This window comes from Enterobacter cloacae, from assembly GCF_013375935.1.
Taxonomy (GTDB): Bacteria; Pseudomonadota; Gammaproteobacteria; order Enterobacterales; family Enterobacteriaceae; genus Enterobacter; species Enterobacter pasteurii.
Map to the genome: position 1 here is coordinate 1,485,890 of NZ_CP056117.1, position 25,973 is coordinate 1,511,862.

The 25,973-nt window shown below is 56.0% G+C and carries 33 protein-coding genes; 29 read left to right on the plus strand and 4 right to left on the minus strand.

Annotated features, from left to right (window positions below):
• The first annotated feature begins 87 nt into the window (after positions 1–87).
• From mdcA to mdcH, 8 genes are all read left to right on the plus strand, one after another.
• Positions 88–1,743: a malonate decarboxylase subunit alpha gene (mdcA, locus tag HWQ14_RS06930; protein WP_176609331.1), complete on the plus strand. Its 1,656-nt coding sequence runs from the start codon at positions 88–90 to the stop codon at positions 1,741–1,743.
• Positions 1,743–2,600 (plus strand): triphosphoribosyl-dephospho-CoA synthase, encoded by an 858-nt coding sequence (locus tag HWQ14_RS06935; protein ID WP_148422593.1) that lies wholly within the window; start codon positions 1,743–1,745, stop codon positions 2,598–2,600. Before mdcA ends, HWQ14_RS06935 begins: the two co-directional genes overlap by 1 nt.
• A 9-nt stretch (positions 2,601–2,609) precedes the next feature.
• The gene (mdcC, locus tag HWQ14_RS06940; protein ID WP_042286285.1) at positions 2,610–2,909 is read left to right on the plus strand and encodes a malonate decarboxylase acyl carrier protein; all 300 of its coding nucleotides are present in this window, start codon (positions 2,610–2,612) and stop codon (positions 2,907–2,909) included.
• Positions 2,902–3,735, plus strand: a complete 834-nt coding sequence (locus HWQ14_RS06945) for a biotin-independent malonate decarboxylase subunit beta (protein WP_176609332.1) — start codon at positions 2,902–2,904, stop codon at positions 3,733–3,735. Before mdcC ends, HWQ14_RS06945 begins: the two co-directional genes overlap by 8 nt.
• Entirely contained in the window at positions 3,735–4,535 is an 801-nt protein-coding gene (gene mdcE / locus HWQ14_RS06950) for a biotin-independent malonate decarboxylase subunit gamma (RefSeq protein WP_176611163.1), read from the plus strand. The genes HWQ14_RS06945 and mdcE overlap by 1 nt, the downstream gene beginning before the upstream one ends.
• Before the next feature lie 123 nt (positions 4,536–4,658).
• The gene (locus HWQ14_RS06955) at positions 4,659–5,618 is read left to right on the plus strand and encodes an AEC family transporter (RefSeq protein ID WP_176609333.1); all 960 of its coding nucleotides are present in this window, start codon (positions 4,659–4,661) and stop codon (positions 5,616–5,618) included.
• A 2-nt stretch (positions 5,619–5,620) separates the two neighbouring features.
• Positions 5,621–6,238: a malonate decarboxylase holo-ACP synthase gene (locus HWQ14_RS06960; protein ID WP_176609334.1), complete on the plus strand. Its 618-nt coding sequence runs from the start codon at positions 5,621–5,623 to the stop codon at positions 6,236–6,238.
• Positions 6,238–7,134, plus strand: coding sequence for a malonate decarboxylase subunit epsilon (gene mdcH / locus HWQ14_RS06965; protein ID WP_176609335.1), 897 nt, complete (start codon positions 6,238–6,240; stop codon positions 7,132–7,134). The genes HWQ14_RS06960 and mdcH overlap by 1 nt, the downstream gene beginning before the upstream one ends.
• Positions 7,135–7,168: 34 nt before the next feature.
• Here the strand turns inward: mdcH and HWQ14_RS06970 are convergent, their stop codons facing one another.
• On the minus strand, positions 7,169–8,101 hold the full coding sequence (locus tag HWQ14_RS06970) for a LysR substrate-binding domain-containing protein (protein ID WP_176609336.1): 933 nt from the start codon (positions 8,099–8,101) through the stop codon (positions 7,169–7,171).
• A gap of 15 nt (positions 8,102–8,116) precedes the next feature.
• On the minus strand, positions 8,117–10,021 hold the full coding sequence (locus tag HWQ14_RS06975) for an ABC transporter ATP-binding protein (RefSeq protein WP_148422599.1): 1,905 nt from the start codon (positions 10,019–10,021) through the stop codon (positions 8,117–8,119).
• A gap of 132 nt (positions 10,022–10,153) precedes the next feature.
• Here HWQ14_RS06975 and kefG point away from each other — a divergent pair, with 132 nt between their 5' ends.
• From kefG to slyD, 4 genes are all read left to right on the plus strand, one after another.
• On the plus strand, positions 10,154–10,705 hold the full coding sequence (kefG, locus tag HWQ14_RS06980; RefSeq protein ID WP_176609337.1) for a glutathione-regulated potassium-efflux system ancillary protein KefG: 552 nt from the start codon (positions 10,154–10,156) through the stop codon (positions 10,703–10,705).
• Positions 10,705–12,510 (plus strand): glutathione-regulated potassium-efflux system protein KefB, encoded by a 1,806-nt coding sequence (kefB, locus tag HWQ14_RS06985; RefSeq protein ID WP_176609338.1) that lies wholly within the window; start codon positions 10,705–10,707, stop codon positions 12,508–12,510. The genes kefG and kefB overlap by 1 nt, the downstream gene beginning before the upstream one ends.
• 13 nt (positions 12,511–12,523) lie before the next feature.
• The gene (locus tag HWQ14_RS06990; protein WP_003861689.1) at positions 12,524–12,724 is read left to right on the plus strand and encodes a YheV family putative zinc ribbon protein; all 201 of its coding nucleotides are present in this window, start codon (positions 12,524–12,526) and stop codon (positions 12,722–12,724) included.
• Between the two features lie 94 nt (positions 12,725–12,818).
• The gene (gene slyD / locus HWQ14_RS06995; RefSeq protein WP_148422602.1) at positions 12,819–13,403 is read left to right on the plus strand and encodes a peptidylprolyl isomerase; all 585 of its coding nucleotides are present in this window, start codon (positions 12,819–12,821) and stop codon (positions 13,401–13,403) included.
• 51 nt (positions 13,404–13,454) lie between these two features.
• On the opposite strand, the gene HWQ14_RS07000 is transcribed toward slyD, so the two are convergent.
• Positions 13,455–13,673, minus strand: coding sequence for a protein SlyX (locus HWQ14_RS07000; protein ID WP_148422610.1), 219 nt, complete (start codon positions 13,671–13,673; stop codon positions 13,455–13,457).
• A gap of 238 nt (positions 13,674–13,911) precedes the next feature.
• Here HWQ14_RS07000 and fkpA point away from each other — a divergent pair, with 238 nt between their 5' ends.
• The 11 genes from fkpA (at position 13,912) to bfr (ending at position 22,108) form a co-directional block, all read left to right on the plus strand.
• Complete coding sequence (gene fkpA, locus HWQ14_RS07005; RefSeq protein ID WP_148422603.1) at positions 13,912–14,730, plus strand: FKBP-type peptidyl-prolyl cis-trans isomerase; 819 nt, start codon at positions 13,912–13,914, stop codon at positions 14,728–14,730.
• Between the two features lie 167 nt (positions 14,731–14,897).
• Entirely contained in the window at positions 14,898–15,620 is a 723-nt protein-coding gene (locus HWQ14_RS07010; protein WP_176609339.1) for a helix-turn-helix transcriptional regulator, read from the plus strand.
• Positions 15,620–16,006, plus strand: a complete 387-nt coding sequence (tusD, locus tag HWQ14_RS07015; protein WP_148422605.1) for a sulfurtransferase complex subunit TusD — start codon at positions 15,620–15,622, stop codon at positions 16,004–16,006. The genes HWQ14_RS07010 and tusD overlap by 1 nt, the downstream gene beginning before the upstream one ends.
• A complete protein-coding gene (gene tusC, locus HWQ14_RS07020) occupies positions 16,006–16,365 on the plus strand; it encodes a sulfurtransferase complex subunit TusC (protein WP_176609340.1) in 360 nt (119 codons plus the stop codon). The genes tusD and tusC overlap by 1 nt, the downstream gene beginning before the upstream one ends.
• A gap of 7 nt (positions 16,366–16,372) precedes the next feature.
• Positions 16,373–16,660, plus strand: coding sequence for a sulfurtransferase complex subunit TusB (gene tusB, locus HWQ14_RS07025; RefSeq protein WP_176609341.1), 288 nt, complete (start codon positions 16,373–16,375; stop codon positions 16,658–16,660).
• A gap of 124 nt (positions 16,661–16,784) precedes the next feature.
• Positions 16,785–17,159, plus strand: coding sequence for a 30S ribosomal protein S12 (gene rpsL, locus HWQ14_RS07030; protein ID WP_000246815.1), 375 nt, complete (start codon positions 16,785–16,787; stop codon positions 17,157–17,159).
• Between the two features lie 96 nt (positions 17,160–17,255).
• Positions 17,256–17,726 (plus strand): 30S ribosomal protein S7, encoded by a 471-nt coding sequence (gene rpsG, locus HWQ14_RS07035; protein ID WP_003861706.1) that lies wholly within the window; start codon positions 17,256–17,258, stop codon positions 17,724–17,726.
• Between the two features lie 96 nt (positions 17,727–17,822).
• A complete protein-coding gene (gene fusA / locus HWQ14_RS07040; protein WP_176609342.1) occupies positions 17,823–19,937 on the plus strand; it encodes an elongation factor G in 2,115 nt (704 codons plus the stop codon).
• A gap of 69 nt (positions 19,938–20,006) precedes the next feature.
• A complete protein-coding gene (gene tuf / locus HWQ14_RS07045) occupies positions 20,007–21,191 on the plus strand; it encodes an elongation factor Tu (protein WP_022651945.1) in 1,185 nt (394 codons plus the stop codon).
• A 173-nt stretch (positions 21,192–21,364) separates the two neighbouring features.
• Positions 21,365–21,559: a bacterioferritin-associated ferredoxin gene (gene bfd, locus HWQ14_RS07050; RefSeq protein WP_176609343.1), complete on the plus strand. Its 195-nt coding sequence runs from the start codon at positions 21,365–21,367 to the stop codon at positions 21,557–21,559.
• A gap of 72 nt (positions 21,560–21,631) precedes the next feature.
• On the plus strand, positions 21,632–22,108 hold the full coding sequence (gene bfr / locus HWQ14_RS07055) for a bacterioferritin (protein WP_176609344.1): 477 nt from the start codon (positions 21,632–21,634) through the stop codon (positions 22,106–22,108).
• On the opposite strand, the gene HWQ14_RS07060 is transcribed toward bfr, so the two are convergent.
• Positions 22,092–22,565, minus strand: a complete 474-nt coding sequence (locus tag HWQ14_RS07060) for a prepilin peptidase (protein ID WP_176609345.1) — start codon at positions 22,563–22,565, stop codon at positions 22,092–22,094. The genes bfr and HWQ14_RS07060 overlap by 17 nt on opposite strands.
• A 380-nt stretch (positions 22,566–22,945) precedes the next feature.
• On the opposite strand from HWQ14_RS07060, the gene rpsJ reads away from it, so the two are divergent.
• From rpsJ to rpsS, 6 genes are read left to right on the plus strand one after another with little or no spacing between them, the layout of a single operon-like run.
• On the plus strand, positions 22,946–23,257 hold the full coding sequence (rpsJ, locus tag HWQ14_RS07065) for a 30S ribosomal protein S10 (RefSeq protein ID WP_001181005.1): 312 nt from the start codon (positions 22,946–22,948) through the stop codon (positions 23,255–23,257).
• Between the two features lie 32 nt (positions 23,258–23,289).
• A complete protein-coding gene (rplC, locus tag HWQ14_RS07070; protein ID WP_003863274.1) occupies positions 23,290–23,919 on the plus strand; it encodes a 50S ribosomal protein L3 in 630 nt (209 codons plus the stop codon).
• A 10-nt stretch (positions 23,920–23,929) separates the two neighbouring features.
• Entirely contained in the window at positions 23,930–24,535 is a 606-nt protein-coding gene (rplD, locus tag HWQ14_RS07075) for a 50S ribosomal protein L4 (RefSeq protein WP_000424395.1), read from the plus strand.
• Complete coding sequence (rplW, locus tag HWQ14_RS07080; RefSeq protein WP_000617546.1) at positions 24,532–24,834, plus strand: 50S ribosomal protein L23; 303 nt, start codon at positions 24,532–24,534, stop codon at positions 24,832–24,834. Before rplD ends, rplW begins: the two co-directional genes overlap by 4 nt.
• A 17-nt stretch (positions 24,835–24,851) precedes the next feature.
• Positions 24,852–25,673 (plus strand): 50S ribosomal protein L2, encoded by an 822-nt coding sequence (gene rplB, locus HWQ14_RS07085; protein WP_000301859.1) that lies wholly within the window; start codon positions 24,852–24,854, stop codon positions 25,671–25,673.
• Between the two features lie 16 nt (positions 25,674–25,689).
• A complete protein-coding gene (gene rpsS / locus HWQ14_RS07090) occupies positions 25,690–25,968 on the plus strand; it encodes a 30S ribosomal protein S19 (RefSeq protein ID WP_001138117.1) in 279 nt (92 codons plus the stop codon).
• Positions 25,969–25,973: the final 5 nt, after the last annotated feature.

The following is a 25,973-nucleotide window of genomic DNA, read 5'->3' on the forward strand; positions in this document are numbered from 1 at the left end:
CGCTTAATTGATGCCTTTATCACCAGAGCGCACACTTTACTCAACGTTAAGCAAATCAGAATGATGTGCTGAATCAGGAGGTTAATAATGTTATCTGGGCAAACACCCACCCGGCAATGGAACACCCGACGCAGCGAGAAAGCGCGTCGTCTGGCATCCGTACCGGTGCAGGGCAAGGTACTGCCAACCGGCGATCTTGTCGCCATGCTGGAAAAACTGATCGCACCAGGCGACAAAGTCGTTCTGGAAGGCAATAACCAGAAGCAGGCGGATTTTCTTTCCCGTTCACTGGCTGAAGTGAACCCGCAAATTGTTCACGACCTGCATATGATCATGCCGAGCGTCGGGCGCAGCGAGCATCTGGATATCTTCGAGAAAGGCATCGCCCGCAAGCTGGACTTCTCCTTCTCCGGTACCCAAAGCCTGCGCATTTCGCAGCTGCTGGAAGATGGCCAGCTCGAAATCGGTGCGATTCACACCTACATCGAACTTTACTCACGCCTCTACGTCGACCTTTCGCCAAACGTGGCGCTGATTGCCGGGTTTAAAGCGGACCGCAAGGGTAACCTCTACACCGGGGCGAGTACCGAAGATACCCCGGCGCTGGTGGAAGCTGCCGCGTTCCACGACGGCATCGTCATCGCACAGGTGAACGAGCTGGTGGACGACGAGTGCGACCTGCCGCGCGTCGATATTCCGGGCTCGTGGATCGATTACGTGGTTGTGGCGGACAAGCCCTTCTTCATTGAGCCGCTCTTCACCCGCGACCCGCGCCTGATTAAACAGGAACACATCCTGATGGCGATGATGGCGATTAAAGGCATCTACGCTGAACACCAGGTGCAGTCCCTCAACCACGGGATTGGCTTTAACACCGCGGCGATTGAGCTGCTGCTGCCCACCTACGGCGAACAGCTCGGCCTGAAGGGCAAAATCTGTAAACACTGGATGCTGAACCCGCATCCGACGCTGATCCCGGCAATCGAAAGCGGCTGGGTGGAAAGCGTGCACTGCTTCGGCGGCGAGCTGGGGATGGAAGAGTACATTCGCGCCCGTCCGGACGTGTTCTTTACCGGTGCCGACGGCTCCATGCGGTCCAACCGCGCCTTCTGCCAGCTGGCAGGCCAGTACGCGGTAGATATGTTTATCGGCTCTACGCTGCAGGTTGATGGCTACGCTAACTCCTCAACCGTCACCCGCGGTCGCCTCTCCGGCTTCGGCGGCGCGCCAAACATGGGCCACGATCCGCACGGCCGCCGCCACGCCACGCCGGCCTGGCTGAACATGATCACCGAGCCTGACCCAATGCAGCGCGGTAAAAAACTGGTCGTGCAGATGGTGGAAACCTTCCAGGCAGGCGTGAAGCCAACCTTCGTGGAAAAACTGGACGCCGTTGACGTCGCGAAAGCCTCCGGCATGCCGCTGGCGCCGGTCATGATTTACGGCGATGACGTTACCCACGTGCTGACGGAAGAGGGGATTGCTTACCTCTACCGGGCGAAAGATCTGGAAGAGCGTCGCGCCATGGTCGCCGCCGTGGCGGGCATCACCGATATCGGTCTGGGCGTGGATGCCAAACGCGTGGCGGAACTGCGCCAGAGCGGCAAAGTGGTCTATCCGGAAGATATGGGTATTCGCCGCACCGATGCCACCCGCTCTCTGCTGGCGGCGGGCAGCGTGGCCGACCTCGTTGAGTGGTCCGGCGGCCTGTACAACCCACCTGCGAAATTCCGGAGCTGGTAATGAAACTTCTGCCCCGGATCCAGGTTGAAGGCGGTGCCGAATGGCTGGCGCGAACCGCCACGCAGTGTCTGATTGACGAAGCACGTTTAAGCCCGAAACCCGGTCTGGTGGACAGTCGGGGGAACGGCGCGCACCACGATTTATCGCTTGCGCTGATGGAGCGCTCCGCGCACAGCCTGACTCCCACGTTTCAGGCGCTGGCGCAGCAAAGCTGGCAGCGTCCGGCGGATATTGCCCTCCGGCAAACCGTTGGGCGCCTGGGGCGCGACGGCGAGCGGCAGATGATGGCCGCTACCGACGGCGTAAACACCCACCGTGGCGCGATCTGGGCGCTGGGGCTGCTGGTGAGCGCGGTGGCGATGCTGGGCGGTGATGCCAGCGCGCAGGCCGTCGCTAACACCGCCGCCCGGCTGGCAAAACTCCCGGACGATGCGGCACCGAAGGTGTTCAGCAAGGGGTTACGCGCCACGCACCGCTACCGCGTGCCCGGCGCGCGTGAAGAGGCGCAGCAGGCGTTTCCGCACATCATGCAGCGCGCGCTGCCGCAGCTTCGCCTGAGCCGCCTTAACGGCAGCAGCGAAACGAACGCCAGACTCGACGCGCTGATGGCAATCATGACCTCGCTCACCGATACCTGCGTGCTGTCGCGCGCCGGAATGGAGGGGCTGGACGCCATGCAGAACGGCGCCCGGGCGGTGCTGAACGCCGGTGGATGCGCAACGCTCGCGGGGCAGCAGGCGCTGGCGCAGTTAGACCGCCAGATGCTAACGCTTAACGCCTCACCGGGCGGCGCCGCAGACCTGCTTGCGGCCACGCTGTTTCTCGATCGCGTCGAAACGCCATATTCAAAGCATTAAGAGGATGTTATGGAAAAAATTACATTGACCGTGCCCGCCCGCCGCGAAGTAAGCGGCAGGGCGCTGGCAGGCGTCGTCGGCTCCGGGGATATGGAGGTGCTCTTCACCGCCGAACCGGGCCAGACCTTGACCGTTGATATCACCACCTCCGTCGACAACAGCCGCGGACGCTGGGAGGCGTTGTTCAGCCGCCTGGAAACCGTCAGCAGCCTGCCCGCAGGCAAACTGACCATCCACGACTTCGGCGCGACGCCGGGCGTGGCGCGCATTCGTATTGAACAGGTGTTTGAAGGGGTGAGCCATGCGTGATGACAGCAGCTTTATCGAATTAAAAGCGCGCCAGCGTGCGCAGGCGCTGCTCGACGAGGGCAGCTACCGCGAACTGCTGGATCCGTTTGAAGGCATTATCTCTCCGTGGCTTGGGCCACAGGGGATTGTTCCGCAGGCCGATGACGGCATGGTGGTCGCGAAAGGGACCATCAACGGCCAGCCAGCGGTAGTCGTGGCGATTGAAGGTACCTTCCAGGGCGGCAGCATGGGCGAAGTTTCCGGCGCCAAAATGGCGGCGGCGCTGGAGCTGGCGGCGGAAGATAACCGCAACGGCATTCCAACGCAGGCGGTACTGTGCCTCGAAACCGGCGGCGTGCGCCTGCAGGAAGCGAACCTTGGCCTGGCGGCGATTGCCGATATCCACGCCGCGATCGTTGACCTGCGTCGTTATACCCCGGTCGTCGGGATTGTGGCCGGAACCGTGGGCTGCTTCGGCGGGATGTCTATCGCCGCGGCGCTGTGCAGCTACCTGATTGTGACCCGCGAAGCGCGTCTCGGCCTCAACGGCCCGCAGGTTATCGAGCAGGAAGCGGGCATTGAAGAGTACGACTCCCGCGACCGTCCGTTTATCTGGAGCATGACCGGCGGCGAAGTACGCTATGAAAGCGGGCTGGTGGACGCGCTGGTAGGCGACGGCGTGAACGCGGTGAAAGCCGCGATGAACGAGGCCATCGCGAAAGGCGTACCGGCGAAGCATCGCACCGATAACTATGACGATTACCTGAGCCGTCTGACGAATTTCGACACCCGCAAACAGGCCGATGCCGAACAGATTAAAGCGCTTTTTGCCCGGGAGGTGAAATGATGAATAACGCAATAAGCCGTGGCGAACGCTGGCTGGAAACCCTCGCCCCGAACGCCAAACGTATTGAGGGGCTGTGCCCGTCCGTGCAGGCGGCAGACGGCGAGCTGAACGGTGAAACGGTGCGTTTTGTCGCCGTGGTGCCGGATGCCAACAACCACTTCCCGCGCGCGGCGAAAGGGGAAGTAGGTCTGCTGGAAGGCTGGACGCTGGCAAAAGTGGTCAGCGAAACCGTAGCCGCTGACGCTGATAAAGCCGTTAAGCGCCCGATTGTGGCGGTGATCGACGTCCCAAGCCAGGCCTATGGCCGTCGCGAAGAGGCGTTTGGTATCCACCAGGCGCTCGCGGGAGCCGCGGCCGCCTACGCCAACGCGCGTCTGGCGGGTCATCCGGTGATTGGTCTTATCGTCGGTAAGGCAATGTCCGGCGCGTTTCTGGCGCACGGCTACCAGGCTAACCGTCTGATTGCCTTTAACGATAAAGGCGTGCTGATCCACGCGATGGGCAAAGAGTCTGCGGCGCGCATTACGCTGCGTACCGTCGACGCGCTGGAAAAACTGGCGGCAACCATTCCGCCAATGGCGTACGACATCAGCAACTACGCCACGCTGGGGCTGCTTGCCGACCTGCTGGATATCAGCAACCCGGATGCCCCATCCGATAACGATCTGACGCTGGTGAAAACCACCCTGCAACAGGCCATCAGTGACGCTCGTCAGGACACCACGCTGAAAAGCCGTCTGGGTGCTGACAACCGCCGCAGCTCGGCGCTCGTACGCGAACGTATGCGAGCCAGCTGGTAAGTAAAAAGAGACCTGCCAGATGCACCATCCCGTGGGCGCGCCCGCTGCGCCCGCGTGGGTGCCTGCATCCTGAAAATAATAAACATCGCGTCAGTGCTTAAACTTTTTTACTACAGGTGATTTATGACTTACGTAATTGTTCATGCTCTTGCACCGATTTTCGTCATCATGCTGCTGGGATTCTGGGCCGGTAAGGCAAAGATGGTCGATAACAAAAATGTTTCCCTGCTGAATATTTTCGTCATGGATTTTGCGCTTCCGGCCGCGCTGTTTAGCGCCACCGTGCAAACCCCGTGGACCGGCATCGTGGCGCAGTCGCCGCTGATCCTGGTGCTGACGCTGGCGATGTGGATCACCTATGCGGCTATCTACTTCCTCGCGACGAAAGTATTTAAAAAATCCCCGCAGGATGCGGCCGTGCTGACGCTCACCGTCGCGCTGCCAAACTATGCGGCGCTTGGCCTGCCGATTCTGGGCAGCGTGCTGGGCGAAAGTTCTTCCACCTCACTGTCCGTGGCGGTCTCTATCGCCTGCGGTTCCGTGCTGATGACCCCGTTCTGCCTGCTTATTCTGGAGCGTGAAAAAGCGCGCGCCGAGGGCAATAGCTCCGGCTCAACGCTCTCCATGCTGCCGGTGCTGATGTGGCGCTCCATTAAAAAACCGATCGTGATGGGCCCGCTGCTGGGTGTGATCCTGTCCGCTATCGGCATCAAAATGCCGGAACTGGTGCTGGCGGCAATTAAACCGCTGGGGCTGTCCGCGACCGCGGCGGCGCTGTTCCTGACCGGCGTGATCCTCTCTGCCCGTAAGCTCCAGATCAACACCATGGTGATCACCTCCACCGTCGCCAAGCTGCTGATCCAGCCGGCGATTGCCTGGGGTATCGTTTTAATCTTCGGTCTGCACGGCTCCGTGGCGATCACCGCTATCCTGATGATTGCGCTGTCCGCGGGCTTCTTCGGCGTGGTGTTCGGTAACCGCTTTGGCGTGCAGTCGCCGGATGCAGAAGCCGTGCTGCTGTTAAGCTCCGTACTGTGTATCCTGTCGCTGCCGCTGTTTATCTCGCTGACTTCAGGAATGTAATTATGACCACAACATTACGCCCCCACGACCTCATCTGGCTTACCTCGCGCGACGCGCTGGAAGGTATTACCGAATCCTGGGTTGAATCTGCCTGGCATGCCGGCCTGCCGGTGGTGGTACGGCGTGATGTTGATAACGACGGCCGTATTCCCGTTGGCGTGCGCGGACTGCGCCGCGACCAGCGGGCGGCCGGATGGGTGAAGCCCGGGAACGTGCTGCACGTGGTTTCACCTGAAGACCTGTGCGTCACCGCCGATCTGCTGCGTTCGCCGTTTGTAACCCAGCCGCCGGTACAGGTGGCGCTTCAGCTTGCTCAGCAGTCGTGGCCGTGGACGTGGGGCATTACCGGCAGCACCGGCTACGCGCTGGCGACCGGTATTCCGGTGATCCATGCCGACAGCGATCTTGATCTGCTGATCCGCGCTCCGCACGCCGTTTCCCCTGACGCTTTTGCTGGCTGGCAGCTTCAGCTCGGCCGCGCGCTGTGCCGGGCGGATACGCAGGTGGATACGCCGGAAGGCGGATTCGCGCTGGCGGAGTGGCTGCGCGACGGTAAAACGCTGCTGAAAACCCGCCGTGGGCCACGCCTGGTGGCAGATCCATGGCGCAGGGAGGAGTGATGAAAATACTGTTTACCTTTCCGGGCCAGGGCACGCAGCATGAGGGTATGCTGCAAAACCTGCCGGGAACGGAGCTGGAACAGGCTCGTGGCGTGCTGGGGGCGGAAGTCGATACGCTGGACAGCGCAGCCTCGTTAACCCACACCCGCGCGGTGCAGCTTTCGCTGTTAATTGCCGGCGTGTCCTGGGCGCGCGAGCTGGAGCGACGCGGCGTGTCGCCTGACATCGTTAGCGGTTTATCGATTGGCGCTTATCCCGCGGCGGTGGTGGCGGGCGCGCTGGAATTTACGGACGCGCTGAGGCTGGTGGCGCTGCGCGGCGATCTGATGGAACAGGCCTGGCCGCACGGCTACGGCCTGACGGCAATCATGGGCTTAACCCTGCCGCAGGTGGAACAGCTTATCGAGGGTAGCGGAACGTACATTGCCAACCTGAATGCCGAAACGCAGATCGTCATTGCCGGATCCGATGAAGGGATGGCGCAGGTGGCAAAACGCGCCCTGGAAAAGGGCGCGAGCAAAGCGAAGCGGCTGGCCGTTAGCGTGCCGTCGCACTGCGAGCTTCTGGCGGAGCCGGCGCAGAAGCTGGTGGCGGCGTTTAGTTCGGTCACGCTTTCACGCCCGCGCTGCGCGTACCTGAGCGGCAGCACGGGGCGCGTGCTCTGGCAGCCGGAAAGCATTGCCGACGATCTGGCGATAAACATGGCGCGCACCGTGCGCTGGCAGGAAGCGGTGATTTCGGCTAACGAGCGTGACGCAAGGCTGGCGATTGAAATGCCTCCCGGCGGCGTGCTGACCTGCCTGACGCGACAGGCTTCGTGGGAAGGGGAGTCAATTTCGCTGGAGCGCAGCGGCGTGGACGTGGCGGTGCATCTGGCGGGACGGCTTCAGCGGTAAGTTTTTGCCCGGCAAAGCGCGGCCGGGCAATACGTCACGCATCCTCCTGCAGGCTGCGCGCATACATCCGCCCCTCGGCGGCTAATGCCCGCAGGCTCGGATCCTGCTCGCGGTTGCGGGCAAAGACGATCGCAATCAGCTGCTGCATCTGGTACGGCTGCGCCAGCTTCAGCAGCTGCACCGAATTTTCGTACACCTTCTTCATCCTGCCCGGCATCAGCGTAAAGCCAACCCCCGCCTGCACCAGGCTCAGCATCGAAAATATGTCGTTCACGCGCGTCACAATCTCCGGTTCGAATCCGGCGATATGAAACGCCTCCTGAAACCCCGCATACGTGGCAAACCCTTCCGCGAGGGCAACAAACTTGCGGTCTTTATAGTCGCGCAGATCGGCGGGGCCGCTGGTATCGAGCGTGGCAGAGGCAGGCGCGGCAAGGAAAATATCGTCGTGGAACAGGGGCAGCACTTCGAGGCTGTTGCGGTCGATATCGCTCTCGGAGATGGAGATTAAAATGGCGTCCAGCGTGCCGTCGTCCAGCATGTGCAGCAACGTTTCATTAGAGCCCATGGTCAGATCCATTTCCAGATCCGGACGGCGCAGCTTCATGCCCATTATCAGGCGCGGTACGGTTTCCAGCGTCAGCGAGTAGAGCGTGCCGACGCGTAACCGGCCCTGACCGATGCCGGCGACCTTGCGCGACTCTTCCAGCCCGCGCTCCATCACCTGCATTACTTCCTGGCAATACTCCAGCAGCGTCCACGCCGAGGGAAGGGCAATCAGGTTACGCCCTTTGTGGGTAAAGAGGGGGCAGCGGACATTCTCTTCCAGGGTATGCAGCGCCCGGTGTACGCTGACGCCGCTCAGGCTCAGCGTTTCGGCGGTACGCGCGATATTGCCCTTCTCCATAAACGTCATGAAGATGCTGAGCTTGCGGAATGTAATCTCGCTCGTGGTATCGAAACGCATAGCCCTCCCGGCGTGTTAGTCGGCCTGCAGCATGGCTTCCAGCTGTTCCTGCGCGTCCAGCCACGCCATCTCACACGCTTCGAGGCTGGATTTGGCTTTCGCCTGGGTTTGCAGACAGTCGGTCAGCTCGGCTTTACGGCTCTGGTCATACAGTTCGCTGTCGCCCAGCTTCTCTTCAACGGTAGCGAGCGTGGTGTTGAGCTTTTCCATCTCTTTTTCGAGACGGGCAATCTCTTTACGCAGCGGCTGAGTCTGGGTGCGCAGCTCGGCCTCGCGGCGCTTCTGGTCTTTACGCGCCTGGGCGCTGTTGGCGTTGTCTTTCGCCGCTTCTTCCGGCTGGTTTTCCTGCTTCTGCACGTCCGTCAGCCACTGCTGGTAATCCTCCAGATCGCCGTCAAACGGCTCCACCTTGCCGCCGTGCACCAGATAGAGATCGTCGGTGGTGGAGCGGATCAGGTGGCGATCGTGCGAAACGACAACCAGCGCGCCTTCGAACTCAATCAGCGCTTCGGTCAGCGCCTGACGCATGTCGAGATCCAGGTGGTTTGTAGGTTCATCGAGCAGCAGCAGGTTCGGACGCTGCCAGACGATCAGCGCCAGCACCAGGCGGGCTTTTTCACCGCCGGAGAAACGCGCGGTATTTTCGGTGACCTTATCCCCCTGGAAGCCGAAGCCGCCAAGGTAGTCGCGCAGCTTCTGCTCCATCTCCTGCGGCGCCAGGCGCGCCAGGTGCTGAATCGGAGATTCATCGGCGCGTAAAAATTCCAGCTGATGCTGGGCGAAGTAGCCAAGCTTGATGCCCTTCGCCAGCCCGATTTCGCCGCTGACCGGGTTAAGCTCGCCCGCCAGCAGTTTGATGAGCGTTGACTTACCGGCGCCGTTGCGCCCCAGCAGGCCGATACGCGAGCCCGGTACCAGGTTGAGCTTGATGGAGTCGAGAATAATGCGATCGCCATAGCCCGCGCTCACTTTTTCCATCTTCAGCAGCGGGTTCGGCAGGCTCTCCGGCTCGCGGAAGCTGAAGTGGAACGGGTTATCCACGTGCGCGGGGGCGATCATCTCCATGCGTTCCAGCATCTTGATGCGGCTCTGGGCCTGCTTGGCTTTTGACGCCTTAGCCTTGAAGCGATCCACAAAGCTCTGCAGGTGCGCCACGCGCTGCTGCTGGCTTTCATACATCGCCTGCTGCTGGGCGAGGCGCGTCGCGCGCTGGCGCTCGAACGAGCTGTAGTTACCGGTGTACTCGAACATGCTTTGCTGTTCGATATGAATGATTTTATCCACCACCGGGTCGAGGAAGTCGCGGTCGTGGGAGATCAGAATCAGAGTGCCCTGATAGCTCTTAAGCCACTTCTCCAGCCAAATAACCGCATCGAGATCGAGGTGGTTGGTCGGTTCATCGAGCAGCAGCAGGTCAGAGCGGCAGATCAGCGCCTGCGCCAGGTTAAGGCGCATACGCCAGCCCCCCGAGAAGTCGCTGACCGGGCGCTCAAGCTGTTCGTTGCTGAAGCCCAGACCGTGCAGCAGGCTGGAGGCGCGGGAGCGAATGGTCCAGGCGTCGATGGCGTCGAGCTTGCCGTGGACGGTCGCGATGGCGTGACCGTCGTTGCGCTCGTTGGCGGCGTTGAGCTCCGCCTCCAGCCTGCGGTATTCGCGGTCGCCGTCGATAACATAGTCGAGCGCGGGTTCGCTCAGCGCGGGCGTCTCCTGGTTCACCCAGGCGAGCTGCCAGTTGCCCGGGAAGGTAAAGTTCCCGCCATCCGCGCTTATCTCGTTTTTCAGCAGCGCCAGCAGGGTGGATTTACCGCAGCCGTTTTTACCGACCAGCCCAACTTTCTGGCCCGGGTTGATGGTAGCAGTCGCGTTATCCAGCAGGACGCGCACGCCGCGACGAATTTGTAACGAGGAGAAAACAATCATAGAAGCGCCGTATGTTCCGACTATGTTAATTTGTCATTATGATAATGTAAGGTGTGGGCCATTTTCCCCACCGGGCCGCCATGGTAGCCCAAAACGACAACAATACACAAAAACAGAACCGGGAGGGGAGTGATGTCTCAGACAGCGAAAGTGCTGCTGCTGTATGCCCATCCGGAATCACAGGACTCGGTGGCGAACCGGGTACTGCTTAAGCCGGCCACACAGCTCAGCAACGTAACGGTGCACGATCTCTACGCGCACTATCCAGATTTCTTTATCGACATTCCTTACGAGCAGGAGCTGCTGCGTCAGCATGACGTCATCGTGTTCCAGCATCCGCTTTATACCTATAGCTGTCCGGCGCTGATGAAAGAGTGGCTGGACCGCGTGCTGAGCCGGGGCTTTTCCAGCGGGGTGGGAGGCAACCAGCTGGCGGGAAAGTACTGGCGGAGCGTCATTACCACCGGTGAGCCGGAGAGCGCTTACCGCCATGACGGGCTGAACCGTTATCCCATGAGCGATATCCTGCGGCCGTTCGAGCTGACGGCAGCGATGTGCCGCATGCACTGGATGAGCCCGATTATCGTCTACTGGGCGCGGCGGCAGGATCCGAAGGCGCTGGCGAGCCACGCCAGAGCCTATGGCGAATGGCTGGCATCACCAATTCCGGCGGGAGGACGTTAATGGACGGTTCGAATTTACTCCTTGCCGGCGTGCTGTTTTTATTTGCCGCGGTTGTCGCGGTACCGCTTGCCGCACGGCTTGGCATTGGCGCGGTGCTGGGCTACCTGCTGGCGGGGATTGCCATAGGCCCCTGGGGGCTTGGGTTTATCAGCGATGTGGATGAAATTCTCCACTTCTCCGAGCTGGGCGTGGTATTCCTGATGTTCATCATCGGGCTTGAGCTGAACCCCGCTAAGCTGTGGCAGCTGCGGCAATCCATTTTTGGCGTCGGGGCGGCGCAGGTATTGCTCAGCGCCGCCATTCTCGCGGGCCTGCTGATGCTGACGCAGTTTTCCTGGCAGGCCGCGGCGATTGGCGGGATAGGGCTTGCGATGTCGTCGACGGCGATGGCGCTACAGCTGATGCGCGATAAGGGAATGAACCGCAACGAGGCGGGGCAGCTGGGCTTTTCGGTGCTGCTGTTTCAGGATTTAGCGGTGATCCCGGCGCTGGCGCTGGTGCCGCTGCTGGCAGGCTCCGGAGACGATCATTTCGACTGGATGAAAATCTCCATGAAGGTGCTGGCCTTCGCGGGCATGCTGATCGGCGGACGGTTTTTACTGCGTCCGGTGTTCCGCTTTATTGCCGCATCCGGCGTGCGCGAGGTATTTACCGCCGCAACGCTGCTGCTGGTGCTTGGCTCTGCGCTGTTTATGGATGCGCTGGGCCTGTCGATGGCGCTCGGTACGTTTATCGCCGGGGTGTTGCTTGCTGAAAGCGAGTACCGGCACGAGCTGGAGACGGCCATCGATCCGTTCAAGGGGCTGCTGTTAGGGCTGTTCTTTATTTCGGTGGGCATGGCGCTCAACCTTGGCGTGCTCTATACCCATCTTCTGTGGGTAGTGATGAGCGTGGCGGTGCTGGTGGCGGTGAAAGCGCTGGTGCTGTATGTCCTGGCGAGGATTTATGGCCTGCGCAGTTCGGAAAGAATGCAGTTTGCCAGCGTGTTAAGCCAGGGCGGAGAGTTTGCGTTTGTGCTCTTTTCTACCGCGTCGTCACAAAAGCTGTTCAAGGATGACCAGATGGCGCTGCTGCTGGTGACGGTGACCCTGTCGATGATGACTACGCCGCTGCTGATGAAGCTGGTGGACAAACTGCTGTCGCGCCGCCTGAACCCGGCAGACGATGAAGACGAAGCGCCGTGGGTAGAAGACGATAAACCGCAGGTGATCGTCGTGGGCTTTGGCCGCTTCGGGCAGGTGATCGGGCGACTGCTGATGGCGAACAAAATGCGCATCACGGTGCTGGAGCGCGATATCAGTGCGGTCAACCTGATGCGCAAATATGGCTATAAGGTGTACTACGGCGACGCGACCCAGCTTGAACTGCTGCGCTCGGCGGGCGCGGAGGCCGCGGAGTCTATCGTCATCACCTGTAACGACCCGGAAGACACGATGAAGCTGGTGGAGCTGTGCCAGCAGCATTTCCCGCATCTGCATATTCTGGCGCGGGCCCGCGGACGTGTTGAAGCTCACGAACTTTTACAGGCAGGTGTGAAACACTTCTCCCGTGAAACCTTCTCCAGCGCGCTGGAGCTGGGTCGTAAGGCGCTTATCTCGCTAGGGATGCATCCTCACCAGGCGCAACGCGCCCAGATGCATTTCCGCCGGCTGGATATGCGAATGCTGCGTGAACTGATGCCTGTGCACAGCGATACGGCGCAGATATCCCGCGTGCGGGAAGCGCGCCGCGAACTGGAGGAGATCTTCCAGCGCGAGATGCAGCAGGAACGACGCCAGCTCGACGGCTGGGATGAATTTGAATAAAGGGTAACGAAAGATGGCTGTACGTAAACGCTTTATCGCGGGCGCAAAATGTCCGTCCTGCCAGGCACAGGATACGCTGGCCATGTGGCGCGAAAATAATATCGATATAGTTGAATGCGTTAAGTGCGGACACCAGATGCGTGAGGCCGACAAAGAAGCCCGCGATCACGTTCGCAAAGAAGAGCAAGTGATCGGCATTTTTCATCCAGACTAGCGATATGCTCTGAGTTTTTTTAAGCTTAAGGGTACACGGGTGCAGATTTCCGCTACAATCTGCGCCAGCAATTTTCCCACGCTCAGGAGATATCATGAAAGTAGCAAAAGACCTGGTGGTCAGCCTGGCCTATCAGGTACGTACAGAAGACGGTGTGTTGGTTGATGAGTCTCCGGTGAGTGCGCCGCTGGACTACCTGCATGGTCACGGTTCCCTGATTTCCGGCCTGGAAACTGCGCTGGAAGGTCATGAAGTTGGCGACAAATTTGACGTAGCTGTGGGCGCGAACGACGCTTACGGCCAGTATGATGACAACCTGGTTCAGCGCGTTCCTAAAGACGTGTTTATGGGCGTTGACGAGCTGCAGGTTGGCATGCGCTTCCTGGCTGAAACCGACCAGGGGCCGGTTCCGGTTGAAATCACTGAAGTTGAAGACGACCACGTTGTGGTTGACGGCAACCACATGCTGGCTGGCCAGAACCTGAAGTTCAACGTGGAAGTTGTTGCCATCCGCGAAGCAACCGAAGAAGAGCTGGCTCATGGCCACGTTCACGGTGCGCACGGTCACGACCACGATCACGAACACGGCCACGATGGCTGCTGCGGTGGTCACGGCCACGACCATGGTCACGACCACGGTAAAGGTGGTTGCGGCAACGGCGGCTGCGGTTGCCACTAATTCCGTAAGACGGAAAATAAAAAAGCGGGATAATCCCGCTTTTTTTACGCCTCAATAGTGAGGTGGTGGCGTCTCTTCAGACTGAGAGGCAATGTTCGACGGCTGCGTCGCCTTCAGCTTTTCCGTCAGCAGGCGCATATGATCCCGCAGTTTTGCCATTTCAAGCTCATGTGCCGTCACGGTCTGGTTTAGCTCTTCGATGGTGATGTCCTGAAAAGCCAGGCGGCTTTCCAGCTCAGCCAGTCTCGCTTCCATCATTGTATCCTTCATCATTCACCTCGTTCATCTCTCATGGGCCATCAGGGGCCTGCGGCGGCGAAGTTTAGCTGACTTTTCCCTTAAGTACAGTATCCATCTCCCTGACAAGAAACTTATTTAAACAAAAATAGTCTGAAAAGAAGAGACATTCGGGGGAGTCTGTCTGTAGATTTCTTCCACAACGTTTTATAGTACGTCACTCATTTACGTTTAACACTGGGGTGAGAGACCTCAGGTCCTGGAGATATGGATGAAATCACTGTTTAAAGTTACGCTGCTGGCGACCACCATGGCTGTAGCGCTCAACGCGCCGCTGTCTTTCGCTGCTGATACTGCTGCGAAGCCTGCTGCGACTACAGACAGCAAAGCGGCATTCAAAAATGACGACCAGAAATCCGCCTACGCACTGGGCGCGTCTCTGGGTCGCTACATGGAAAACTCTCTGAAAGAACAAGAGAAGCTGGGCATCAAACTGGACAAAAACCAGCTGATCGCAGGTGTTCAGGATGCGTTCGCAGACAAGAGCAAACTGTCTGACCAGGAAATCGAGCAGACTCTGCAGGCGTTTGAAGCGCGCGTGAAAGGCGCCGCTCAGACCAAGATGGAAGCTGACGCTAAAGAAAATGAAGCGAAAGGCAAAGCCTACCGCGATACGTTTGCTAAAGAGAAAGGCGTTAAAACCTCCTCTACTGGCCTGATCTATAAAGTTGAGAAAGAAGGTACCGGTAGCGCGCCTAAAGACAGCGACACCGTTGTCGTTAACTACAAAGGTACGCTGATCGACGGTAAGGAGTTCGACAACTCCTACACGCGCGGTGAGCCTCTCTCCTTCCGTCTGGACGGTGTGATCCCGGGCTGGACTGAAGGCCTGAAGAACATCAAGAAAGGCGGTAAAATCAAGCTGGTTATCCCACCGGATCTGGCTTACGGCAAAACGGGCGTTCCGGGGATCCCGGCTAACTCCACGCTGGTATTTGATGTAGAACTGCTGGACATCAAACCGGCACCGAAAGCGGATGCGAAAACAGACGCACCGGCTGACGACAAAGCCGCAGCAGCGAAGAAGTAATGCTGAAAAAAAACGCCGCCTTTCAGGCGGCGGTTTTTTTTATTGTGGGGCAGATATAATTAACACTGGAAAGCGTTATACGCGCTGTATTAATTTAGTTGTCCGTGTAGATAATGAGCCTGCCCTGAAAACCTAACGACAGGCTCCTGAAAAGGAGTGTTTTTTTCATGTCCAGGTCGCTTTTAACCAACGAAACCAGTGAACTTGATTTGCTGGATCAACGTCCATTTGACCAGACCGACTTCGATATTCTGAAATCCTACGAAGCGGTAGTGGACGGGTTAGCGATGCTCATTGGTTCCCACTGCGAAATCGTATTGCATTCCCTGCAAGATCTTAAGTGTTCCGCTATCCGCATTGCGAATGGTGAGCACACTGGCCGTAAAATTGGTTCGCCAATCACCGACCTTGCATTGCGTATGTTGCATGACATGACCGGCGCGGACAGCAGCGTCTCAAAATGCTATTTCACCCGCGCCAAAAGCGGCGTGCTGATGAAGTCTGAAACTATCGCAATCCGTAACCGCGATCAGCGGGTTATCGGCCTGCTGTGCATCAACATGAACCTTGATGTGCCATTCTCCCAAATCATGAGTACCTTCGTTCCGCCAGAAACGCCGGACGTAGGCTCGTCGGTGAACTTTGCTTCTTCTGTTGAAGACCTTGTGACCCAGACGCTGGAGTTCACCATCGAAGAGGTGAATGCCGATCGCAACGTATCCAACAACGCCAAGAATCGTCAGATCGTGCTGAACCTCTATGAGAAAGGGATTTTTGATATCAAAGATGCCATCAACCAGGTGGCCGATCGTCTTAACATCTCTAAGCACACGGTTTACCTCTATATTCGCCAGTTCAAAAGCGGCGACCTCCTGGGGCAAGAGAAGTAATGCGTTTTGCGTTAATGGTGACGGGCCCGGCGTACGGCACCCAGCAGGCCAGCAGCGCGCTCCAGTTTGCCCATGCCCTGCTTGAGGCCGGTCATGAACTGGCAAGCGTCTTTTTCTATCGTGAAGGGGTCTATAACGCGAACCAGTTTACGTCTCCGGCGAGCGATGAGTTTGACCTTGTGCGCGCCTGGCAAAAATTAAACGAGACGCAGGGCGTTGAGCTGCACATCTGCGTGGCGGCGGCACTGCGGCGCGGTGTAGCGGATGCGGCCGAAGCCGAACGCCTCGGTCTGTCGGGGGCTAACCTGCAGCCGGGCTTTTCGCTCAGCGGCTTAGGCGCCTTAGCACAGGCTGCGCTGACCTGCGACAGGGTGGTACAATTCTGATGAAGCGCGTAGCGTTTGTTTTTACTTCTGCGCCGCATGGCAGCGCGTCAGGTCGGGAAGGGCTGGATGCATTGCTCGCGATGTCGGCATTGACGGAAGACATCGGCGTGTTCTTTTTGGGCGATGGCGTATTCCAGCTTCTGGCGGGTCAACAACCGCAGGCTATTCTTGCGCGCGATTACATCGCGACGTTTAAAGTGCTGCCGCTCTATGACATTGAAATCTTCTACGTGTGTGCCGACTCGCTGGCGGCGCGGGGGTTAAACGAGAAAACGGCATTCGTGCTGGACGTGACGATCCTTGCATCCGGCACCCTGCGCGAACATCTCTCTCACTACGATACCGTTCTGACTTTCTGAGGCTGTCATGCTCCATACCCTGAGCCGTTCACCGTGGCAATGCGATATCGACACCTTACTGAGCATGCTGCGCGAAGGCGACGATCTGCTGCTGATTCAGGACGGCGTGCTGGCGGCGCTTGAGGGCAGCCGTTTTGTTGAAATCCTCAGCAATGCCGCCATAATAGTCTCTGCGCTGAAGGACGATCTGGAGGCGCGGGGTCTTTCTGGTCAAATTTCAGCCAAAATTGACGTGGTTGGCTATACTGATTTCGTCAATCTTACTGTGACGCACGCCAGTCAAATGAACTGGTGATTTGAGATTGCTGTATATTTCTTGACACCTTTTCGACGTAGCCCTAAAATTTCGCGTCCTCATATTGTATGAGGTCGTTTTATTACGTGTTTACGAAGCAAAAGCTAAAACCAGGAGCTATTTAATGGCAACAGTTAACCAGCTGGTACGCAAACCACGTGCACGCAAAGTTGCAAAAAGCAACGTGCCTGCGCTGGAAGCCTGCCCGCAGAAACGTGGTGTATGTACTCGTGTATATACCACCACTCCTAAAAAACCAAACTCCGCACTGCGTAAAGTATGCCGTGTGCGTTTGACTAACGGTTTCGAAGTGACTTCCTACATCGGTGGTGAAGGTCACAACCTGCAGGAGCACTCCGTGATCCTGATCCGTGGCGGTCGTGTTAAAGACCTTCCGGGTGTTCGTTACCACACCGTTCGTGGTGCGCTGGACTGCTCAGGTGTTAAAGACCGTAAGCAGGCTCGCTCCAAGTACGGCGTGAAGCGTCCTAAGGCTTAATGGTTCTCCGTTAAGTAAGGCCAAACTGATTTATCTTAATGTCAAACTAAACTCGTAGAGTTTTGGACAATCCTGAATTAACAACGGAGTAATCCCATGCCACGTCGTCGCGTCATTGGTCAGCGTAAAATTCTTCCAGATCCGAAATTCGGATCAGAACTGCTGGCAAAATTTGTAAATATCCTGATGGTAGATGGTAAAAAATCTACTGCAGAAGCAATCGTATACAGCGCGCTGGAGACCCTGGCTCAGCGTTCTGGTAAAAATGAACTGGAAGCTTTCGAAGTCGCTCTCGACAACGTGCGCCCGACTGTAGAAGTTAAGTCTCGCCGCGTTGGTGGTTCTACTTATCAGGTTCCGGTTGAAGTTCGTCCGGTTCGTCGTAATGCTCTGGCAATGCGTTGGATCGTTGAAGCTGCTCGTAAACGCGGTGATAAATCCATGGCTCTGCGTCTGGCGAACGAACTTTCTGATGCTGCAGAAAACAAAGGTACTGCAGTTAAGAAACGTGAAGACGTTCACCGTATGGCAGAAGCCAACAAGGCGTTCGCACACTACCGTTGGTAATCCCTTCGGAGTCGTAGTCACCAGGCGGGCGCTTCAGAGAAGCCGCCCGCTCTGGGTAACTTAACTGAACGCCTAAAGATATAAACGAGGAATCAAATGGCTCGTACAACACCCATCGCACGCTACCGTAACATCGGTATCAGTGCGCACATCGACGCCGGTAAAACCACTACTACCGAACGTATTCTGTTCTACACCGGTGTAAACCATAAAATCGGTGAAGTTCATGACGGCGCAGCCACCATGGACTGGATGGAACAGGAGCAGGAGCGTGGTATTACTATCACCTCCGCAGCGACTACTGCATTCTGGTCAGGTATGGCTAAGCAGTACGAACCGCATCGCGTAAACATCATCGACACCCCAGGGCACGTTGACTTCACCATCGAAGTAGAACGTTCCATGCGTGTTCTTGACGGCGCGGTAATGGTTTATTGCGCAGTTGGTGGTGTTCAGCCACAGTCTGAAACCGTATGGCGTCAGGCAAACAAATATAAAGTTCCACGCATCGCGTTCGTTAACAAAATGGACCGTATGGGTGCTAACTTCCTGAAAGTTGTTGGTCAGATCAAAACCCGTCTGGGCGCGAACCCTGTTCCGCTGCAGCTGGCAATTGGTGCTGAAGAAGGCTTCACCGGCGTTATCGACCTGGTGAAAATGAAAGCCATCAACTGGAACGAAGCAGATGCAGGCGTTACCTTCGAATACGAAGATATCCCGGCTGAGATGCAGGACCTGGCTGACGAATGGCACCAGAACCTGATCGAATCCGCGGCTGAAGCATCTGAAGAGCTGATGGAAAAATACCTGGGTGGTGAAGAACTGTCTGAGCAAGAGATCAAATCTGCTCTGCGTCAGCGCGTTCTGAACAACGAAATCATCCTGGTAACCTGTGGTTCTGCGTTCAAGAACAAAGGTGTTCAGGCGATGCTGGATGCGGTAGTTGACTACCTGCCATCCCCGGTTGACGTTCCTGCGATCAACGGCATCCTGGACGACGGTAAAGATACTCCGGCTGAGCGTCACGCAAGCGACGACGAGCCATTCTCTGCACTGGCGTTCAAAATTGCTACCGACCCATTCGTGGGTAACCTGACCTTCTTCCGCGTTTACTCTGGTGTGGTTAACTCCGGTGACACCATCCTGAACTCCGTGAAAGCGGCGCGTGAACGTTTTGGCCGTATCGTACAGATGCACGCTAACAAACGTGAAGAGATCAAAGAAGTTCGTGCGGGCGACATCGCTGCAGCTATCGGTCTGAAAGACGTGACCACTGGTGACACCCTGTGTGACCCGGATCACCCGATCATTCTGGAGCGTATGGAATTCCCTGAGCCGGTAATCTCCATCGCGGTTGAACCAAAAACCAAAGCTGACCAGGAAAAAATGGGTCTGGCTCTGGGCCGTCTGGCGAAAGAAGACCCATCATTCCGCGTATGGACTGATGAAGAATCTAACCAGACCATCATCGCCGGTATGGGTGAACTGCACCTGGACATCATCGTTGACCGTATGAAGCGTGAATTCAACGTTGAAGCGAACGTGGGTAAACCTCAGGTTGCTTACCGCGAAGCGATTCGCGCGAAAGTTACCGATGTTGAAGGTAAACACGCTAAGCAGTCTGGTGGTCGCGGTCAGTACGGTCACGTTGTGATCGACATGTACCCACTGGAGCCGGGCTCTAACCCTAAAGGTTACGAGTTCATCAACGACATCAAAGGTGGTGTAATTCCTGGCGAATACATCCCTGCCGTTGATAAAGGTATCCAGGAGCAGCTGAAAGCTGGTCCTCTGGCTGGTTACCCGGTTGTAGACATGGGTGTTCGTCTGCACTTCGGTTCTTACCACGACGTTGACTCCTCTGAACTGGCGTTTAAACTGGCTGCGTCTATTGCCTTTAAAGAAGGCTTTAAGAAAGCAAAACCAGTTCTGCTTGAGCCAATCATGAAGGTTGAAGTAGAAACTCCTGAAGAGAACACCGGTGACGTTATCGGTGACTTGAGCCGTCGTCGCGGTATGCTGCGTGGTCAGGAATCCGAAGTAACTGGCGTTAAGATCCACGCTGAAGTTCCGCTGTCTGAAATGTTCGGATATGCAACTCAGCTGCGTTCTCTGACCAAAGGTCGTGCATCATACACTATGGAATTCCTGAAGTATGATGATGTGCCGAACAACGTTGCTCAGGCCGTTATCGAAGCCCGTGGTAAGTAATCCACAGGATTAAAACCTAAGTCCCGTGCTCTCTCCGAAGGGGAGAGCACTATAGTAAGGAATATAGCCGTGTCTAAAGAAAAATTTGAACGTACAAAACCGCACGTCAACGTTGGTACTATCGGCCACGTTGACCATGGTAAAACTACCCTGACTGCTGCAATCACTACCGTACTGGCTAAAACCTACGGCGGTGCTGCTCGTGCTTTCGACCAGATCGATAACGCACCAGAAGAAAAAGCTCGTGGTATCACCATCAACACCTCTCACGTTGAGTATGACACCCCGACTCGCCACTACGCGCACGTAGACTGCCCAGGCCACGCCGACTATGTTAAAAACATGATCACCGGTGCTGCGCAGATGGACGGCGCGATCCTGGTTGTTGCTGCGACTGACGGCCCAATGCCTCAGACCCGTGAGCACATCCTGCTGGGTCGTCAGGTAGGCGTTCCTTACATCATCGTGTTCCTGAACAAATGCGACATGGTTGATGACGAAGAGCTGCTGGAACTGGTAGAGATGGAAGTTCGTGAACTGCTGTCTCAGTACGATTTCCCAGGCGACGATACCCCAATCGTTCGTGGTTCCGCGCTGAAAGCGCTGGAAGGCGAAGCAGAGTGGGAAGAGAAAATCATCGAACTGGCTGGCTACCTGGATTCTTACATCCCAGAACCAGAGCGTGCGATTGACAAGCCATTCCTGCTGCCAATCGAAGACGTATTCTCTATCTCCGGTCGTGGTACCGTTGTTACCGGTCGTGTAGAGCGCGGTATCATCAAAGTTGGTGAAGAAGTTGAAATCGTTGGTATCAAAGAGACTGCGAAGTCTACCTGTACTGGCGTTGAAATGTTCCGCAAACTGCTGGACGAAGGCCGTGCTGGTGAGAACGTAGGTGTTCTGCTGCGTGGTATCAAACGCGAAGAAATCGAACGTGGTCAGGTTCTGGCGAAGCCAGGCTCAATCAAGCCACACACCAAGTTCGAATCTGAAGTGTACATTCTGTCCAAAGACGAAGGCGGCCGTCATACTCCGTTCTTCAAAGGCTACCGTCCACAGTTCTACTTCCGTACAACTGACGTGACCGGTACCATCGAACTGCCAGAAGGCGTAGAGATGGTAATGCCAGGCGACAACATCAAGATGGTTGTGACTCTGATCCACCCAATCGCGATGGACGACGGTCTGCGTTTCGCAATCCGTGAAGGCGGCCGTACCGTTGGCGCGGGCGTTGTTGCTAAAGTTCTGGGCTAATTAATTATCCCTGAAATAAAAAGGACGCTTCGGCGTCCTTTTTTTTGTGCCCTTTTTCTTGTCACAGCATGTCGCATTTTTTGTCTCCTCCCGCGCCGCATACAGGCGTATGTGCTATTGTAATCATAAGCATTCTCACTTACACTTTGCGCATATTTTGAACGGGAGTCTTTATGTACGTTTGTTTATGTAATGGTGTAAGCGACAAAAAAATTCGTCAGGCCGTTCGCCAGTTTCAGTCACAGTCTTTTCAGCAGCTTCGCAAGTTCGTTCCGGTGGGAAATCAATGCGGTAAATGCGTGCGCGCGGCGCGTGAGATTATGCAGGACGAATTGATGCAGATCCCGGAATTCAAAGAGATCGCGTAAGCTACCATCTTTTTTTTGACATCCCTGTAGCCCGTTCTACGCTTCAATGAGTGGAAGCGGAGGGACTATATAATGAAAGGTGATGTTAAAATCATAAGTTATCTCAATAAATTATTGGGAAATGAGCTTGTCGCAATCAACCAGTATTTTCTCCATGCAAGAATGTTCAAAAACTGGGGACTGACTCGCCTCAACGATGTTGAATACCATGAGTCCATTGATGAGATGAAACACGCCGATAAATACATCGAGCGTATTCTCTTCCTTGAAGGCATTCCTAACCTGCAGGATCTCGGAAAGCTTGGCATCGGAGAAGATGTCGAAGAGATGCTGCGTTCTGATCTCCGGCTTGAACTGGAAGGCGCGAAAGATCTGCGTGAAGCTATCGCCTATGCGGACAGCGTTCATGACTATGTCAGCCGCGACATGATGATCCAGATCCCGGCCGATGAAGAAGGTCACATCGACTGGCTTGAAACAGAACTGGATCTCATCAGCAAAATTGGCCTACAGAACTATCTTCAGTCTCAGATCAAAGTGGAAAATTAATCAGGTTTTCCCAACCGACGCATAAACCCGCTGCCGCCAGAAATGGCCCAAAAGGCAGCGGGTTTTTTAATGTTTGCTTATCAGGGGTAAGCAACGAGAGACACAGGAAGGAAAGTAGCGCTAACAGCGCCGCTACCAATGCCAGCATCGGCAGTACGCACCAGCCATGCCACGCGCCGAGCGCCGCCAGATATTTAATATCGCCGTAGCCCATCCCTTCACGCCGGCAGAGTAGCCGATAGCCCCAATAGACAGCGGCAAACCCGGCATATCCCGCCATCGCACCCACCACTGCACTCGGCAGAAAATCTGGGTGGAGACAGAGCTGATAGAGCAGGCCCACCCAAAGCAGCGGGCAGAGAAATTTATCAGGAAGAAGCCCGGTGCGAATGTCTGCACGTATAAGGACAGCCGTCAGTGAAAAATAGGTCAGCAGAAAGGGGAGGGTCATAACCATGGAAAAGGCCTCAAAAGGGTTTGCACGCATACTCGCCATAATCTGCATGTCCGACAATTTACAAAAACCGCAATTGCGTAGCGGCGTCCGATAAAGCCTTGAGAAGGGATCGATTACATAAAAAAGTGCGTGACCTTACGCATCGTGCGTCTTTAGCGCTTAATTTCTAAACGGCACTTGCGTCTTGTCCAGATTTACGTATAATGCGCGGGCTTGTCGTAATTGACGGCGGGTTCAATCTGAACCAGAGTAGCTCACTTTGTTACTCAACAATGCTCCCAATTGGGGAGCTACGTAAGAACGGTTACACTCTCCCATCAATCGTAATGGGTTTGAGGAGTAATCATTTTCGTTTATAAAATAATTGGAGCTCTGGTCTCATGCAGAACCAAAGAATCCGTATCCGCCTTAAAGCGTTTGATCATCGTCTGATCGATCAATCAACCGCGGAAATCGTCGAGACTGCTAAGCGCACTGGTGCGCAAGTCCGTGGTCCGATCCCGCTGCCGACCCGCAAAGAGCGCTTTACCGTTCTGATCTCTCCGCACGTTAACAAAGATGCGCGTGATCAGTACGAAATCCGCACTCACAAGCGTCTGGTTGACATCGTTGAGCCAACTGAGAAAACCGTTGATGCTCTGATGCGTCTGGATCTGGCTGCCGGTGTAGACGTGCAGATCAGCCTGGGTTAATCAGGTCATCGAGCGATTGAGAGGTTGAAACAATGATTGGTTTAGTCGGTAAAAAAGTGGGTATGACCCGCATCTTCACTGAAGATGGCGTTTCTATCCCAGTAACCGTAATCGAAGTTGAAGCAAACCGCGTTACTCAGGTTAAAGATCTGGCTAACGATGGCTACCGCGCTATTCAGGTTACCACTGGTGCTAAAAAAGCTAACCGTGTAACCAAACCAGAAGCGGGTCACTTCGCTAAAGCTGGCGTTGAAGCTGGCCGTGGTCTGTGGGAATTCCGTCTTGCTGAAGGCGAAGAGTTCACCGTAGGTCAGGACATTAGCGTTGAGCTGTTTGCTGACGTTAAAAAAGTTGACGTAACCGGTACCTCTAAAGGTAAAGGTTTTGCTGGTACCGTTAAGCGCTGGAACTTCCGTACCCAGGACGCTACCCACGGTAACTCCTTGTCTCACCGTGTTCCGGGTTCTATCGGTCAGAACCAGACTCCGGGCAAAGTGTTCAAAGGCAAGAAAATGGCAGGTCAGCTGGGTAACGAACGTGTAACCGTTCAGAGCCTGGACGTAGTACGTGTTGACGCTGAGCGCAACCTGCTGCTGGTTAAAGGTGCGGTCCCGGGTGCAACCGGTAGCGACCTGATCGTTAAACCAGCTGTGAAGGCGTAAGGGGATAGCAATGGAATTAGTATTGAAAGACGCGCAGAGCGCGCTGACTGTTTCCGAAACTACCTTCGGTCGTGATTTCAACGAAGCGCTGGTTCACCAGGTTGTTGTTGCTTATGCAGCTGGTGCTCGTCAGGGTACTCGTGCTCAGAAGACTCGTGCTGAAGTAACTGGTTCTGGCAAAAAGCCATGGCGCCAGAAAGGTACCGGCCGTGCGCGTTCAGGTTCTATCAAGAGCCCGATCTGGCGTTCAGGTGGCGTGACCTTCGCTGCGCGTCCACAGGACCACAGTCAAAAAGTTAACAAAAAGATGTACCGCGGCGCGCTGAAAAGCATTCTGTCCGAACTGGTACGTCAGGATCGTCTGATCGTTGTCGAGAAGTTCTCTGTTGAAGCGCCTAAAACTAAGCTGCTGGCACAGAAACTGAAAGACATGGCTCTGGAAGATGTGCTGATCATCACCGGTGAGCTGGACGAGAACCTGTTCCTGGCCGCGCGTAACCTGCACAAGGTTGACGTACGCGACGCGACTGGTATCGACCCGGTTAGCCTGATCGCCTTCGACAAAGTCGTAATGACTGCTGATGCTGTTAAGCAAGTTGAGGAGATGCTGGCATGATTCGTGAAGAACGTCTGCTGAAGGTGCTGCGCGCACCGCACGTTTCTGAAAAAGCGTCTACTGCGATGGAAAAAACAAACACCATCGTTCTCAAAGTTGCTAAAGACGCGACCAAAGCAGAGATCAAAGCTGCTGTGCAGAAACTGTTTGAAGTCGAAGTCGAAGTCGTTAACACCCTGGTAGTTAAAGGGAAAGTTAAACGTCACGGACAGCGTATCGGTCGTCGTAGCGACTGGAAAAAAGCTTACGTCACCCTGAAAGAAGGCCAGAACCTGGACTTCGTTGGCGGCGCTGAGTAAGTCGGAGGAGTAATACAATGGCAGTTGTTAAATGTAAACCGACATCTCCGGGTCGTCGCCACGTAGTTAAAGTGGTTAACCCTGAGCTGCACAAGGGCAAACCTTTTGCTCCGTTGCTGGAAAAAAACAGCAAATCCGGTGGTCGTAACAACAATGGCCGTATCACCACTCGTCACATCGGTGGTGGCCACAAGCAGGCTTATCGTATTGTTGACTTCAAACGCAACAAAGACGGTATCCCAGCAGTTGTTGAGCGTCTTGAGTACGATCCGAACCGTTCCGCGAACATCGCGCTGGTTCTGTACAAAGATGGCGAACGCCGTTACATCCTGGCCCCTAAAGGCCTGAAAGCTGGCGACCAGATTCAGTCTGGCGTTGATGCTGCAATCAAAGCAGGCAACACCCTGCCGATGCGCAATATCCCGGTTGGTTCTACCGTTCATAACGTAGAAATGAAACCAGGTAAAGGCGGTCAGCTGGCGCGTTCCGCTGGTACTTACGTTCAGATCGTTGCGCGCGATGGTGCTTATGTCACCCTGCGTCTGCGTTCTGGTGAAATGCGTAAAGTCGAAGCAGACTGCCGCGCTACTCTGGGCGAAGTTGGCAATGCTGAGCATATGCTGCGCGTTCTGGGTAAAGCTGGTGCTGCACGCTGGCGTGGTGTTCGTCCTACCGTTCGCGGTACTGCGATGAACCCAGTCGATCACCCACATGGTGGTGGTGAAGGTCGTAACTTTGGTAAGCACCCGGTAACTCCGTGGGGCGTTCAGACCAAAGGTAAGAAGACCCGCAGCAACAAGCGTACTGATAAATTTATCGTACGTCGCCGTAGCAAATAATTTTAGAGGATAAGCCATGCCACGTTCTCTCAAGAAAGGTCCTTTTATTGACCTGCACTTGCTGAAGAAGGTAGAGAAAGCGGTGGAAAGCGGAGACAAGAAGCCCCTGCGCACTTGGTCCCGTCGTTCAACGATCTTTCCTAACATGATCGGTTTGACCATCGCTGTCCATAATGGTCGTCAGCACGTTCCAGTCTTTGTTACCGACGAAATGGTTGGTCACAAACTGGGTGAATTCGCACCGACTCGTACTTATCGCGGCCACGCTGCTGATAAAAAAGCGAAGAAGAAATAAGGTAG